Origin of the sequence: Allorhizobium borbori (assembly GCF_014196535.1) — a bacterium.
Classification (GTDB): domain Bacteria; phylum Pseudomonadota; class Alphaproteobacteria; order Rhizobiales; family Rhizobiaceae; genus Ectorhizobium; species Ectorhizobium borbori.
Window position 1 is genome coordinate 15,872 of the sequence record NZ_JACIDU010000020.1, and the last position, 14,743, is coordinate 30,614.

Consider the following 14,743-nt stretch of genomic DNA (forward strand, 5'->3'; position numbering starts at 1 on the left):
TCAACCGGCGATACGTCGAGGATGGGTAAAAGTGCCGATCCGCCCGGTCTGACGGGCAACAAGCGTGATGCCCGCCTCATCGGCCTGCCTCACAGCCAGTGCCGTGGGTGCGGATGGAGCTATGATGACGGGGGCGCCAACCATCGCCGCCTTCTGGACGAGATCGACCGAGAGACGGGAGGTCATCACGATGGCGCCGTCCGCAATATCGATACCGCCCCGCAGCAGCGCGCCGACCAGCTTGTCCAGCGCGTTGTGACGACCGACATCCTCACGCAGCAGCACGATGCCTTCGCCCTCGCGCCAGAAACCGGCGGCATGGGTGGCACGGGTTCTGGCATGCAGCGCCTGATACGCGCGCATCGCTTCCAGCGCCTGTTCCGGTGTCGAGGCGGCGATCATGGTCGTCGCCTCGCCGGCCTTCACAGGCAAACGGCGGACTGCCTGTTCCAGTGAGTCGATGCCGCACAGGCCGCAACCGACGGGTCCGAGTATCGCCCTGCGCCGGGCGGTGAAGTTTGAGGCCGTCTGGTCGACAAGCCAGCCCCGGGCTTCATAGCCATCCTCGTGGGCAATGATCTCCAGGGTTTCAATCTCCGACAAATCGGCGATCAGCCCCTCGGTGATGGAGAAACCGACAAGGAAATCCTCAAGGTCCAGAGGGCTTGCCATCATCACGGCCTGCGTGGTGCCGTTATAGGTCAACGCCACCGGAACCTCCTCGGCCAGACAGGCGGTATAACCGTCTGCGGTTTCCATCTCGATGAAACCGGTCCCGCCTTGCCTTGCCGTCATTGCCTGCCCATACCGTTGTGCCGTTCGTTTGTGACATTATCGCACCCGGCCGGTGCGCCGCAATGCGGTGCACCGGCAAGAATTCGCATATGTGGCTGTGCGGATAGACGGTTCTGTTCTATGGGTCGGATGATCTCAACCGAAGCAGAACCAGCGCACCGTGACGACGCCTCTTGAAACATGCACAGCCGGCACGAGTGGTGCGGCTCTTTCCGCGGAAGCCGCCGTTGAAAGAGCTGTCGCTGTGGCGGGACGGTTGACGGATATGGAATGCATTGGGCTCTTCAGCGCTGCAGGTCGTATTCTGGCAGTCGCGCCGGTGTCGAAGATTGCGGTTCCGCCGTTCAACAACTCCGCCATGGATGGTTATGCAATCAACCATGCGACGCTCGTCGGGCAAGGTCCATGGACCCTGCCTGTGCTGGGAAGCGTGGTCGCAGGTGCGCCGGTTACCGTCCCCCTGACGGACACGCCGGCGGCGATGCGCATCCTCACCGGTGCACGTTTGCCCGAAAACTTTGATACCGTGATCATGCAGGAACGTTGTGAGCGCATTGGCGACCTCCTGACATTTTCCGTCCTTCCGCAAAGGGGCGAAAACGTGCGCCTTGCGGGTGAGGATGTGTCGTTTGCAAGCACATTGCTTTCACCCGGATGTGTGCTGACCCCCGAACGGTTGTCATTGCTGGCCGGTGCGGGTGCTGCAACCGTTTCCGTCTTCCGCAAACTCCGCGTCGGCGTCGTCTGCACGGGCTTGGAGCTGCGTCAGCCGGGCGAAGATCTCGCCCCCGGCCAGATCTACAATTCCAACGGCGTCATGGTGCAGGCCACCTTATCGGCCCTGGGCTGGATCGATCTGATCGATTTCGGTACCGCGGATGACGACCGCGCGAGAATGCGCGATATTTTTGCAGAAGCTGCGGGCGCCTGCGACGTTCTCGTGACGACGGGCGGGGTTTCCGCCGGCGATGAAGATCATGTCGCTGCTGCGTTTCTTGAAATGGGTGGAATGCTCGATGTGATGAAGGTGGCGATGCGCCCCGGCAAACCGGTCAAGATCGGACGTTTGGGTGATACCCTGTTTGCAGGGCTACCGGGAAATCCGAATGCGGCACTGGTCGCGCTCCGCTATATCCTCCTGCCAGCGCTCCGCGCCATGGCAGGCATTGCCGATTTCGGCACATTCTGGTCAGCCGTGCGCCTTGATGAGGCTCGCGGCAAGAGACGCGGGCGAACGGAGTTTGCGCCGTTCCGGACACTGAACCGTGCCGCCGATGGCGTGCCGGTCATCTCGATCCTCGGGCCCGGTTCCTCGGCCAATCTTTCGGCATTGGCGGCGGCTGAAGGCTTCGTGAAGCTACCTGCCGACCTCGAAGCCGTGGCACCGAATATGCCCCTCGATGCGGACTATTTCCCGCGCGCGACCTGATGATGCTGGCGCGGAGGTTTGCTCAATCATCCATCAGGTCGTGGCGCTGGCGAAGCTCCCTGATCTGGGCGTCTAGCGTGTTGTAGCCGGCTTGAATGATGTCGATGTCGTGGACATAACCAAGTAGGGCGAGCGATTGCATCAGATCGCCCATGGCGACGTCGACACGCGGTACTTCGGCCAGCGGCTGCAGAGTCTGGTGCGCCGTCTCGATCAGTTCATCCAGTGAGCCGCCCGCTGCCTGATAGAGTTCAAGCATCGACCGCAAGACCTGATCCCGAACTAGGTCTTCCTGCGAGGCCGGTTCCTCCCCCGTGCGAACCTTGACGAGTTGAACGGCCTTGTTTTGAAATGCACCCATCTACGAACCCCCAAATGCTCACATGACTGCCAATCTGACGTTGTAATGACGGATGCTTTCATTTCGGTTTACCGAGCCATGCAAGTTTACTCTGCCGCAATGGCATTTTTCTTGTAAAGCGCCGGCACAAGCAATCTGCCCAAGGCATCGGGTTGCGGGCAGACGGAAAGTTGCGCCTGGAACTGTTCTATCAGCCAGCGGCCCGCAGGACCCGGCGGGCTGGCCGTCCGGGTGATGGCGTGAATGGGATACTCACCCTGCCGGTAAGCCTCCAGCGGCAGAACGACCAGCCGCCCAAGGCGCAGATCCTCCATGATCATCGAGGCCGGTAGCCCGCCCCAGCCAAGACCGCCCAGAGTGAGCAGATGCTTCGTGTGAATATCGCCAACCCGCCAGATGCGGTAGGACAAGACGTTGAAGTTCCGCCCGTTGGTGAGCCCGGAGGCGTCGGTTACCACCAGTTGGACCTCTTCCCGCACATCGGCAAGGGTCAGCGGCCGGTCGAGCAGGACGAGCGGATGGTCCGCAGCAGCCACCGGCACCATGTAGGAGTGGCCGATCTTCTCTGCTTCAAGCCGGTCGTTCGCGTCTGGCAAGGTGCCACCAAAGCCGATATCGGCGTGGTCGTTTGCCACCATGTCCATGATACTGCCGAGTTCGCCGACCGACAGGTTCAACGCTACAGTTGGAAACCGCTGCCGAAAGGCGTTGAGAACTTTGACCACGGCTTCCGAGGGGACCATCGTCGACAAAACCAGTGTTATGTCCGCTTCAAGCCCCTGCTTGATGCTGTGCGCACGGGCGCGCAAGGCTTGCAGGTCAGCCGCGATCCGCCGGGCATCGGAAATCAAGGCTCGTCCGGCATCGGTGAGTTGCGGTTGCCGCGCCGTGCTGCGGTCGAACAAGGTGACTTCGAGCTGCGTTTCGAGATTGGCGATGGTGTAACTCACTACTGACTGTGCCCTGTTCAAGCGACGGGCGGCGGCCGAAAAGCTACCGCTTTCAGCCACTTCGAGGAAAACCTGCAACTGATCGAGCGTGGGGTTGGCGTTCATTGTCTCATCGATAAAATGGATGGGTTTCTTCGAAATTATCCCGGTTTTCTGGATGGATGTCCATGGCTATTTTCCCAGACCGGCGGTGCTTTACCGACCAACTCATCCAGCTCCTGCAAGGTAGACAAAAATGACCTCCGTTCTTCTTGTAACGTCCAGCCCGCGTGGCGCCGAATCCGTTTCCTCCAAGGTTGCGTCCGAACTCGCAACGGCCATTGCCAAGGGTGGTAATGTCACGGTTCGCGATCTGGGCAAGAGCCCGATTCCCCATCTCGATACCGTAACGACCGCCGCAATCCGCAAGGCGCCGGCCGACCGCACGCCGGAAGAGGCCGCCGCTGCCGATTTCTCGGACAAGCTGGTCGCCGAACTTCAGGCAGCCGACACGATCGTGCTCGCCTCTGGTCTCATCAACTTCGGCCTTTACTCCACGCTGAAGAGCTGGGTGGACAATATCGCCCGCGCAGGCGTGACGTTCCGTTACACGGAAGCTGGCCCGGAAGGTCTGGTGAAGGGCAAGAAAGTCTATGTGGTTCTCGCTTCCGGCGGCGTCTATTCGCAGGGCCCTGCCGCGGCTATGAACCACGCCGTGCCCTATCTCAAGACGGTTCTCGGCTTCCTCGGCATGACCGATGTGGATGTCGTGCCGGTGGAAGGCCTTGCCTTCGGTCCTGAGGCTGCCAGCAAGGCCATTGAGGCCGCTACTGCCAGGACGCAGGAATTGGCAAACGCTGCCTGACCGCAAGTCAGACCCTTTACAGAAACGCCCGGCGGATCCAGTCCGCCGGGCGTTTCGCGTTGCGGCAAAATGGCGATGGCCACAAGTGGCTACGCCCTGCGGAGAGAGGCTTGCTGCGCCAGTTGCCGGGCAAGTATGGTTTCTTTTCCGTAAATGCTCGTATTGACGGATGCCTTTCAAGGTGAGCTAATGCGATATTGCTGTGCGAAAGGATGCTTCATGCCCTGGGACAAGCTGCCGACAAGGACCATCCGCTGGACCCGCTACGATGCGGATCAGGAAAAGCTGGATGTGATCATGAAAGGTCACAAATTCATCAGCCACAAAGGTGTCCTCCCTCATATGTATGATGCATTGAGGGAAAGCGAGGAGCCCGAGTTTTACTACAAATACTATATCCAGCCGCTCGCCGTGGCACGGCGCAGAACCACGGGCCGCCGCCTCGCAGTTGCGGCCGTCTTTCTCTGTACCGTAGGCGCCATGCTGGTCATTCCTCTATCTGAGCAGATGATCGGCGGCCAACTCATGTCGTCCGTCAAGCTGTTCCTGGCCCACAAGGGCGTTCTCTAGGCGACTTGCGAACGACAAGAGCTATTCCCTCTCCGGTTGGAAGGCCGAAGAGGAAACTCACACGAGGCGATCGTAGCTTTCAACCATTCCTGGCCTTGAGTTCCGCGATGTAAGCGCGCCAGCCACCGAGATCAGTGATTTCCCGGGCGCCTTCAAGCGCATAGGGCTCACAGAGGAAGCCGGAAACCTGCGAACCGTCGTCCAGCGTTATCTTGCCAATGCCAAGCGGCGCCGGGATATTCTGCACGAAACGCCCGAACGCTTCAGGCGTCACCCGCCAGACTTCAACGGCGAGACCTTTGCCGGAAAAGCCGGGATCACGGATCAGGCCGGGCTTCGGCGGCGTGGTGTTCGGCAGGGCATAGAGGCGGTAATCGCCCGCCGTACGGCAGGCCTTCACCAGCTTTCCACCAGAGCCGGTGAGTTCGTGGTTGAGGAGCATGCCCGTCAGGTGCGCGCCAACCACAACGATGGACACCAGCCCGTCATCGGGTTCCGCCACCTTCGAAGCTTCCGGAAGCGCGGCCGTTCGTTCCCGCCCCATGCCGGCGGCGAGCGCCCGGTGCATGGCATCCGCAAAGGGCGCCAGCGCATCGTCGCAGAAGGAAAGCCCGAAGAGAGTAATGCCAGCCGGTAGATGCCCATCGGCATCGAAGCCGGCGGGAATGGCAATCGCCGCATAGCCGAACAGATTGGCGAAATTGGTATAGCGCCCGAAATGGCCGTTTTTGGCGATGGGGTCGGCCAGCATGGCCTCTACGGTGTAGGTTGTGGGCGAGGTCGGCAGCATCAGCACATCCGCCTTCTGCCATTCGACAAGCGTTTTCTGGCGCAGTGCTTCCAGCTTGTAGAGCCCTTCGAAGGCGTCCACCGCGCCATAAGCCGTCGCACCCGAAATGATGGTGCGCACGGTCGGGTCGAAATCGGCGGCGTTTGAGGCAATGAAGTCCTTCACCGCCGCCAGCCGCTCGGCCACCCACGGGCCGCTATAGAGCAGTTCGGCGGCCAGCCGGAAAGGAGCGTAGTCGAAGGGCACGATCTCCGCCCCCAGTGCCTTCGCACGCTCGATGGCTGCATCGTAGAGCGCTTCATAGGCGGCGTTGCCGTAAAATTCCCGCTCATCTGCCGCCAGCACACCGATCCGAAGGCCGGAGACGGGCAAACGTGCGGGTTTCGCCACCTTCGAAAAGGGATCCGCAGCATCATAGCCGTCCATCACCCTGCGGATGGCGACGCCATCGCCCACCGTTCCGGCAAAGACCGTGACCACATCCACCGACCGGCAGGCGGGAACGACGCCGACATTCGGCACAAGCCCCGGCGTCGGCTTGATGCCGACGAGGTTGTTGAAGGCGGCAGGCACCCGCCCGGAACCTGCGGTATCCGTACCAAGCGCAAAGCTTGCCAGCCCCGAAGCGACCGAAACCGCCGAACCCGATGACGAACCGCCGGAGACATAGGCGCTGTCAAACACCGAGCGCGGCGCGCCATAGGGCGAGCGCGTGCCGTTGAGGCCGGTGGCGAACTGATCGAGATTGGTCTTGCCGATGACGAGCGCACCGGCGGCCTTCAGTCGAGCCACGACGGTCGCGTCCCTTTCAGGTTGATAGGCGAAGGCCGGGCAGGCGGCGGTTGTAGGCAAGCCGGCAACATCGATATTGTCCTTCACCGCAAAGGGCACGCCCCAGAGCAACAGGCTGTTGGCCTCTGGCGCCCGCGCCAGAAGATCGCGCGCCGCTTGCCGGAGGTCATCCGCCGGCGTCCTGCTTATAAAGATTGCCGGATCGTCGGAGGCTTCGATGCGGGCGATGACCTCTTCCACGAGGTCGAGCGGGGAAAGACCGCCGGCATAGGCGGCCTTCAGAGAAGCAAGGTCGAGAAAAGCGGGAAACATCAGACATCCTCCAGAATGACGAGCACGTCGCCCGCCTTGACATTGCGACCCGGCCCGGCACGCAGATCGCGGACACGACCGGGCGCATGGGCGGTGACGGTGATTTCCATTTTCATGGATTCGATGATGGCCAAGGTTTCGCCAGCCTCGACGGTCTGGCCCTGTTCGACCAGCACCTTCCAGACATTGCCGGGAACGGCGCTTTCGACGCCGAAGCAGCCGTCGGGAATATCGCCGCCAAGTCCGGGGCCAGCCCCTTCATCGGTGACGAAACTGTCGAGACCGAGTTCCTTCCAGCGCTGCCGCTCGGCCTCGAAGGATGCCTGCTGTTGCGCCTTGAAAGCACCGATGCCCGCAGCATTCCTGCGCAGTTCCGCCTCGTAGACTGCATAGGAAAATTCTCCTTCCTCGATACGCACCGGATAGCCCCCATGGGGGAAGGCGGCGCGGGCCTCGGTGAGTTCCTGATGCGATACGGGGAAGAAGCGCACCTGATCGAAGAAATCGAGCAGCCAGGGCTTGTCCTTGCCGAAGACCGGCGTCTGCCGCCAGGTGTTCCACATCTGGATGGTGCGGCCGAAAAGCTGGTAACCGCCGGGGCCCTCCATGCCGTAGATGCACATATAGGCGCCGCCGATGCCGACCGCGTTTTCCGGTGTCCAGGTGCGGGCGGGGTTGTATTTGGTCGTTACCAGTCGGTGGCGCGGATCGAGCGGCGTGGCCACGGGCGCGCCGAGATAGACATCGCCCAGCCCCATGACGAGGTACGAGGCATTGAAGATCGTGTCCTTCACCGCCTGTTCGTCGGCAAGGCCATTGATGCGGCGGATGAACTCGATGTTGTCAGGGCACCAGGGTGCATTGGGGCGCACCAGCTCCTGATATTTCCGCATCGCAAGTTCCGCATCCGGATCGTTCCACGACAGGGGGAGCCAGACGGTGCGGCTGGGCACCTTCACCGTGTCGACCGAAGGCATGCTGTCCTCGATCTCCGAAAGCAGGCCGAGAAGCCGCGTGCGGGCAAGCTGTGAACCGTCATAATGGATCTGTAGCGAACGGATGCCGGGGGTGAGGTCGATGAGACCGGGAATCCTGGCCTCCTTCACAGCCTGCATCAAGATATGAGCCCGCAGGCGCAAGCCCACATCGAGCTGCATCGAACCGTATTCGACCAGCAGATTGTCATCGCCTTGCCGGCGATAGACGACCGGCACGTCACGATCCTCGCGCTTTGCCAGAACCGGCGAACCGGCATTTTCCCCGATGCGCTTAACCACCGGCCCGGCGACAGGATCGTCTGTGCGGGGCACCGCATGGAAGCGGATCGTGTCGCCCGGCTTGAACTGGCCCATCTTCCACTGTTCATCCGCCGCAATCACCGCCGGGCAGACGAAGCCGCCGAGCGAAGGGCCATCCGGCCCGAGAATGATCGGCATGTCGCCGGTGAAGTCGATGGCGCCGATGGCATAGGCATTGTCATGCAGATTGGAAGGATGAAGTCCGGCTTCACCGCCATCCGTGCGCGCCCATTTCGGGGCGGGGCCGATGAGGCGAACGCCGGTGCGGGCCGAGTTGAAATGGACCTCGTAATCCGTCGAAAACAGTGTTTCGATATCGCCTTCAAGGAAGAAATCCGGTGCACCATGCGGGCCGTAGAGCACGCCGACCGACCACTCGCGGGTCAGGTCAGCCGGTTCGCTTGCGGGCTTCACATCGTTTTGTACCGCGCGGGCAAGGCGCAGCACGTGGCCGGCGCGCAGTGTGCCGGTGGCGTTACCGCCGAACTGGCCGAGCCCGAAAGTGGCGCGTGAACCCAGCACCACCGGCGCATCGAACCCGCCGGACACAGCGAGATAGGCGCGTTGGCCAGCGCCTGCGATCTGGCCGAGCGAAAGCGTCTGTCCCGCCTTCACGGCAATCGCCGCATTGTGGGCAACAGGTTCGCCGTCGAGCTTCATCGGCATTTCGGCTCCGGCCAGCGCCACGGTCACATCCGCAAAGAACTTCAGTACCGGGCCGGAAACGGTGAGTTCCAGCGCCGCGGTATGGTCGTGGTTACCGACGAGGCGGTTGGCGTGGCGGAAGGAGCGTTCATCCATTGGCCCGCTCGGCGGCACGCCGACATGCCAGAGACCGAGACGGCCCGGCAGTTCCTGAAGGCTGGACTGCGCACCGGGCGCGATGACCTCGACCACATCTGGTACAAAGACGAAATCCTTCAGTGCCGTCGTCGCGACATCGCCGCTCTGGAAGAGCTCGGAAGCAGCGATGGCCTTGAGATAGTCGAGGTTGGTTTCGATGCCGGAGATCGCGGTTCTTGCAAGCGCGGCCTCAAGGGCGGCGATTGCGGCCTGACGGTTCTCGCCGGAGACGATGACCTTGGCCAGCATCGGGTCGTAAAACGGGGTGACGTCCGTTCCGGTCTCGATCCAGCCATCGACGCGGGCCGCCTCGGGAAAGACCACCTCCGTCAGAAGACCGGCGCTGGGGCGGAAATCGGCATGGGGCATTTCCGCATAGACGCGCGCCTCGATGGCCGCGCCCTTCGGGGTCAGCGCTTCGCTGCCGGTCAGCACGTCCTCGCCGGCGGCCTGTCGGATCATCCATTCAACGAGATCGATGCCAAAAACGGATTCCGTGACCGGATGCTCCACCTGAAGGCGGGTGTTGACCTCAAGGAAGTAGAATTCCTCGCGGGCCGGATCGTAGATGAATTCCACCGTGCCGGCGGACTGGTAATTTACCTGCTGGCCGAGCGCCACGGCGGCTGCGTGAAGACGGGCACGGACCGCCTCGGTGAGGCCGGGAGCAGGCGTCTCCTCGATGACCTTCTGGTTTCGCCGCTGGAGCGAGCAATCGCGCTCGCCAAGTGCGATAACGCGGCCTTTTCCATCGCCGAAGATCTGCACCTCCACATGGCGTGCCTTGGCCACGAACCGCTCCAGATAGACCCGGGCATCGCCGAAGCTCGCCTTGGCCGTACGCTGGACGCTCTCGAATGCGGCCTTGAGGGCCGTGGCGTCTGCGCAAAGCTGCATGCCGATGCCCCCGCCGCCGGCGGTGGACTTCAACATCACGGGATAGCCGACGGCTTCGGCGGCGGCGAGCGCCTCTTCCACGCAGCTGAGCAGGTCGGAACCCGGCAGAAGTGGAACGCCGCTTGTTTTTGCCAGCGCGCGGGCGGTGTGTTTCAAGCCGAAATCGGCGATATTCTCCGGCTTCGGACCAATGAATGTTATGCCCTCCGCAGCCAGCCGTTCGGCAAAGCCGATATTCTCGGACAGGAAGCCATAGCCGGGGTGGACGGCTTCGGCGCCGGTTGCCTTGCAGGCCGCTATCACCGCCTCGACGTTGAGATAGCTTTCGGTGGCCGGTGCGGGGCCAAGGCGAACCGCCTCATCGGCCATCAGCGTGGCCATGGCGAAGCGGTCGGCGTCGGAATGGACCGCCACAGAGGCGATGCCCATTTTTTTCAGCGTGCGAATGACGCGCACGGCGATTTCGCCGCGATTGGCAATCAGGACCTTTCTGAACATGACGATCAACCTTCCTCGTTCCACACGAGGACGCGGATCGGCGTCGGGTCGAAGCCGTTGCAGGGATTGTTGATCTGCGGGCAGTTGGAAATGACCAGCAGCACATTCATCTCGGCCTTCAGTTCCACATAATCGCCGGGTGCGGAAATGCCGTCGACAATGGTCATCTCGCCATTGGGCGAGATCGGCACGTTCATGAAGAAGTTGATGTTCGGAGCGACATCGCGCTTGCCCATGCCGTATTTCGCGACTTCGGCCACGAAGTTGTCGCGGCAGGCGTGGAGATACTTGGTGCCGTGGCCGAAGCGCACGGTATTGCTCTCGCAGGAGCAGGCACCGGCAGCGGTGTCATGACGACCGCAGCTATCGGCGGTCATCTTCAGCATCACACGGCCTTCGCTCGACATGATCTTCGTGCCGGTGGAGATATAGGCGGCGTTCTGCTCACGCATCGTTTGCTGATTGGAATAGCGCTCGGAATAGTCGTCTGCGTTATAGAACAGCGTGTCGATGGCCTGCTGGCCGTAGCTGTCCTCGATGCGCACTGTCTGTCCTTTGCGGACAAGGGTGGAGAAGGGCTTTTCGGCGGGAATGTAATGGTCCTGCGCGGCGTTTTCGAGCGTGCGGGATGTTGCTGTCTGGATGAAGTCGGTCATGATCGTATCTCCCTGTCTCAAAGGCTGGCCAGCGCGTTGTTCTCGAAGCCGCGAATGGCCTCGGCGGTCGCGGTGCGGCACAGGTCATCCGTCTCGACAGGCCGGGCGGAAAGACGCGTTACTGTCACCGGCTTCGGCGCATAGACCGGGTTCGGGTCCAGTGGATGCGGGCAGTTGGAAAAACCGACGATCATGTCCATTTCAGCGCGCAGGTCCACGTAGTCGCCGCTGTTCAGAAGATTGGGGTTCCAGAAAAACCGGCCTTCAGTGTCGACCCGCACGGGAGCGAAGAGGGTCAGGGCAGCGGGAATGTCGCGGCGGTCGAGACCGATCTTCATGGCGAGTTTCACGAAGTTGTCACGCGTGTCGCGCAGCAACGCACCTTTGTAACGGGCATTGGTAGCCGCTGTCGAACCACCGACAAGGCAATCATGGGCACCGGAACTATCCTCTGTGATGGAGAACATCACGCGCCCCATGTCTGAGAAGATGACACGGCCCTTGGACAGGCCGGTCGTCCACTGCATCTTCACCGTATCGGGCAGGTTGAGGCGCTCGGAGGTGTCGGCGGTGCTCCAGGCGATCAGCGCGACGGAAGAGAAGCCATCCTTCAGGCTGACACGCAGCGTCTCGCCGCAGCGGACTTTCGTGGCGTAGTACCAGCCGCCAGGAATGACCTCGCGGTGAAGGACTTGTGCCTCCTCGATGGCCGGTTCCGGCAAGACGCTGAAGCCCGGCAGGGCTTTAGGGGCAAATTCCAGCCCCTTCTTCTGATGATCTTCATAGCGCGCGCGGTTGGCGGCGATTTCTTCGGACGAACGTCTGATGTGCATGGCTTGCTCCATGGCGTTGGTTCGGGTCGTCCCGGTGGTGTCGGGCCCGTTTGGCCGGGTCGTCCCGGCCGGGCTGTTCGAAAATTCAGGCGGCAGCCCCGGCCCGGCGCGGCGGCCAGATCGGAATGTCGCGGGTAATGGTGGCGCCGTAGCGCAGCTTTTCCTCCGGCCGGTCACGCGGCCGCTCGAACGCGATGACACGGGTGGCCAGCGTGAAGGCTTCGCGCATGTCATGCGTCACCATCACCACCGTCATCGGCGTTTCGTTCCACAGCCGCTTCATCAAAAGGTGGATTTCGTGGCGAATGCCGGGGTCGAGCGCGCCGAAAGGCTCATCCAGCAGCAGAACCTTGGGCCGCATGATGAGCGCCTGCGCCAGCGCCAGACGTTGCTGCATGCCGCCGGAAAGCTGTGCCGGATATTTATCTTCCGAACCGGTGAGGCCGACTTCAGCGATCATGGCGCGGGCTTCCTCAATGGCCGTCTTCCGTGCTGCGCCGAACAGCTTGCCACTCAGCGGTGAAGCCTTGAGTTCCTTGCCGAGCATGACATTGCCGAGTACTGTCAGGTGCGGGAACACCGAATAGCGCTGGAACACGACACCGCGGTCCGGGCCGGGTTCGGGCGGCAGCGGTACGCCATCGAGCAGGATGGTGCCGCGGGTCGGCTTTTCCTGCCCGAGGATCATGCGCAGAAATGTGGTCTTGCCGCAGCCTGAAGGGCCGACAAGAGCAACGAAAGCACGAGATTCGACATTCAGCGAGACGTTTTCCAGCACGATCTGGTCGCCATATTCCTTCCAGACATTTTCGATCTTGAGCGCGCTCATGCCTTGTTCTCCGATGCGGACCAGGGGAAAACGGCAAGACGGATGCGATCGAGTAGCCAGTCGGTGAGAACGGCAATCAATGTGATCCAGACGACGTAGGGGAAGATCACATCCATCGCGAGATAACGCCGCACAAGGAAGATGCGGTAACCTAGGCCGCTATCGGCGGAAATGGCTTCCGCCGCGATGAGAAACAGCCAGGCGGGTCCGAGCTGGAGCCGCAGCACGGTGATGAGGCGCGGCAGGGTTTGTGGCAAAACCACTCTGAGCGCGATCTGCCAGGATGAGCCGCCAAGCGTTTCCGCCTTGATGACCTGTTCGCGGGGCAGGCTCAGCGCGAAAAGCGAGAGGTCGCGGACCATTACGGGCGCAACGCCGATGACGATCAGCGCCACTTTCGAGACTTCGCCGAGGCCGAGTGCTATGAAGAGGATGGGTAGCAGCGCCAGCGGCGGCACCATCGAGATGGCGGCGACAAAGGGGGCCAGTAGCGACCGCGCATAGGGCAGCATGCCGATCAACATGCCGATGACGAGCGCGATTGCCGTCGCTATGCCGAGCCCCGAAAACAGGCGAACGAGGCTTGCCAGCGTATCCGTCCATAACACGATATCGCCGGTGCGGGCATCGGCCACGAAGGCAAGGCGGTTGATCGCATCGGCAAAGCCGGCAAGACCGGGCAGGAGCTTGTCATTGGCATTCTCTGCCAGCCTCGCCGCCGAGCCGATCGTATAGGCAACGAGCACGGCCGCAAACGGCAGCGCGGCAAGGGCAAGGCGCGCGCCGTTGGAAGGTCGCGTATTGATCCAGCGCATGGGAAGCTCCCGGATGAGAAGGGAAACGGACCGGGCAGGGCGGTCGCCCGGTGGTGGTGTCAAGGGTGTGAATTTCTCCCGGCCCTCCCCGAAACGGGAAGGGCTTGCCACGCGGCAGGGGGCGGCCTTTTTACAGGGTGCCCTTGGCGGCTGCGTTCATGTAGTCGGTCGTGAACCGGAACTTCACATTGCCCTTGTCACCGTGAACGATGCCGCCGGGGAACTCGATGCCGATGACATCGGCGGACGGAGCGCCGTTACCGAGCAGTCCCTTTTCGAACAGAAACGTGCGAACGAGGTCCATCGTCATCGGCAGGTTCGGCGAGGCGGTGAAGGCAACCGCATCCGCTGGCTTGTCGAACAGCTTGGTGGCGGCCATCTGCGCCTCGAAGCCGGCCAGATCGGTGCCCGATGCCTTGCCCATGGTTTCTCGGGCGGCCTTGCCTTCGGCGCTCTCGGCGGTCATCACCTTCATCGTGTCGTACCAGATGCCGGCCAGTGCCTTTCCGAAATCCGGGTTGTCCTTCAGCACATCGGTGTTGGCGACCATGAGGTCTATGATTTCGCCCGGGATCTGTGAACTGTCGAACACCTTCCTGGCCGATGGAGTTTCGAGGATCGAGGAAACCAACGGGTTCCACGTCACCACGGCTGTGACATCCGGTGTCTGGAAGGCGGCGACCATGTCGGCGTCGGAGGTGTTGACCACCTTCACGTCGCGCTCGGAAGAGCCGATACTTTCGAGTGCACGCGCCAGCAGGTAGTGCGACACGGAGAATTCGACCAGATTGACGTTCTGGCCCTTCACATCCTCAAGCTTTGCCTTGTCCTTCAGGATCACCGCGTCGTTGCCGTTGGAAAAGTCGCCGACGATGACGGCGGTCGTGTCGACGCCTCCGGCAGCCGGAATGGACAGGCCGTCCATGTTGGTCAGCGTCACGGCGTCGTAGGCGCCGGCGGTGTATTGGTTCATCGACTCCACATAGTCGTTGAACTGTGTCACCTCGATGTTGATGCCGTATTTGTCGGCCCACTTCTTGACGATGCCGTGGTCGGCGGCATAGCCCCACGGCATCCAGCCGACATAGATCGACCAGGCAACCTTGAAATCCTTCTTCGGCGAGGCTTCTGCCGTGAAGGCAGCCGAAAGCGCCAAAGAGGCGGTCAGTGCGGTAATGGATAGAATTTTCCTGAAAGCTTGCATTGGTATTCCCCTTTTGCTTGTTATCAA

12 protein-coding genes and 1 pseudogene are annotated in these 14,743 nt (G+C 61.8%); 3 read left to right on the forward strand and 10 right to left on the reverse strand.

The genetic code is table 11. The annotated features are described in order from the left end of the window. A complete protein-coding gene (gene fdhD / locus GGQ66_RS19585) occupies positions 1-795 on the reverse strand; it encodes a formate dehydrogenase accessory sulfurtransferase FdhD (RefSeq protein ID WP_183794818.1) in 795 nt (264 codons plus the stop codon). Between the two features lie 160 nt (positions 796-955). Between fdhD and GGQ66_RS19590 the strand changes: the two genes are divergently transcribed. Continuing rightward, positions 956-2,224 (forward strand): molybdopterin molybdotransferase MoeA, encoded by a 1,269-nt coding sequence (locus GGQ66_RS19590; protein WP_370686393.1) that lies wholly within the window; start codon positions 956-958, stop codon positions 2,222-2,224. A 22-nt stretch (positions 2,225-2,246) separates the two neighbouring features. Here the strand turns inward: GGQ66_RS19590 and GGQ66_RS19595 are convergent, their stop codons facing one another. Beyond that, on the reverse strand, positions 2,247-2,585 hold the full coding sequence (locus GGQ66_RS19595) for a hypothetical protein (RefSeq protein WP_183794820.1): 339 nt from the start codon (positions 2,583-2,585) through the stop codon (positions 2,247-2,249). A gap of 86 nt (positions 2,586-2,671) precedes the next feature. Further along, complete coding sequence (locus GGQ66_RS19600; protein ID WP_183794822.1) at positions 2,672-3,640, reverse strand: LysR family transcriptional regulator; 969 nt, start codon at positions 3,638-3,640, stop codon at positions 2,672-2,674. A 130-nt stretch (positions 3,641-3,770) separates the two neighbouring features. Here GGQ66_RS19600 and GGQ66_RS19605 point away from each other — a divergent pair, with 130 nt between their 5' ends. Together GGQ66_RS19605 and GGQ66_RS19610 are read left to right on the forward strand one after the other, a co-directional pair. After that, a complete protein-coding gene (locus GGQ66_RS19605) occupies positions 3,771-4,379 on the forward strand; it encodes an FMN-dependent NADH-azoreductase (RefSeq protein WP_183794824.1) in 609 nt (202 codons plus the stop codon). Positions 4,380-4,598: 219 nt separating this feature from the next. Further along, positions 4,599-4,949, forward strand: coding sequence for a KTSC domain-containing protein (locus GGQ66_RS19610; RefSeq protein WP_183794826.1), 351 nt, complete (start codon positions 4,599-4,601; stop codon positions 4,947-4,949). 79 nt (positions 4,950-5,028) lie between these two features. Here GGQ66_RS19610 and atzF read toward each other — a convergent pair whose 3' ends face one another. The 7 genes and pseudogenes from atzF to GGQ66_RS19645 form a co-directional block, all read right to left on the reverse strand. After that, positions 5,029-6,843 carry an allophanate hydrolase gene (atzF, locus tag GGQ66_RS19615; protein ID WP_183794828.1) on the reverse strand — a complete coding sequence of 605 codons (1,815 nt, stop codon included), beginning with the start codon at positions 6,841-6,843 and terminating at the stop codon, positions 5,029-5,031. Beyond that, positions 6,843-10,379 carry an urea carboxylase gene (uca, locus tag GGQ66_RS19620; RefSeq protein WP_183794830.1) on the reverse strand — a complete coding sequence of 1,179 codons (3,537 nt, stop codon included), beginning with the start codon at positions 10,377-10,379 and terminating at the stop codon, positions 6,843-6,845. Before uca ends, atzF begins: the two co-directional genes overlap by 1 nt. Before the next feature lie 5 nt (positions 10,380-10,384). Beyond that, the gene (locus GGQ66_RS19625; protein ID WP_183794831.1) at positions 10,385-11,035 is read right to left on the reverse strand and encodes an urea amidolyase associated protein UAAP2; all 651 of its coding nucleotides are present in this window, start codon (positions 11,033-11,035) and stop codon (positions 10,385-10,387) included. Between the two features lie 17 nt (positions 11,036-11,052). Continuing rightward, a complete protein-coding gene (locus GGQ66_RS19630; RefSeq protein ID WP_183794832.1) occupies positions 11,053-11,868 on the reverse strand; it encodes an urea amidolyase associated protein UAAP1 in 816 nt (271 codons plus the stop codon). After that, a pseudogene (locus GGQ66_RS19635) lies at positions 11,816-12,697 on the reverse strand (ABC transporter ATP-binding protein). Before GGQ66_RS19635 ends, GGQ66_RS19630 begins: the two are co-directional and overlap by 53 nt. Further along, complete coding sequence (locus tag GGQ66_RS19640) at positions 12,694-13,512, reverse strand: ABC transporter permease (protein ID WP_183794834.1); 819 nt, start codon at positions 13,510-13,512, stop codon at positions 12,694-12,696. The pseudogene GGQ66_RS19635 and the gene GGQ66_RS19640 overlap by 4 nt, the downstream one beginning before the upstream one ends. 130 nt (positions 13,513-13,642) lie before the next feature. Next, entirely contained in the window at positions 13,643-14,716 is a 1,074-nt protein-coding gene (locus tag GGQ66_RS19645) for a putative urea ABC transporter substrate-binding protein (RefSeq protein ID WP_183794835.1), read from the reverse strand. Positions 14,717-14,743 lie beyond the last annotated feature (27 nt).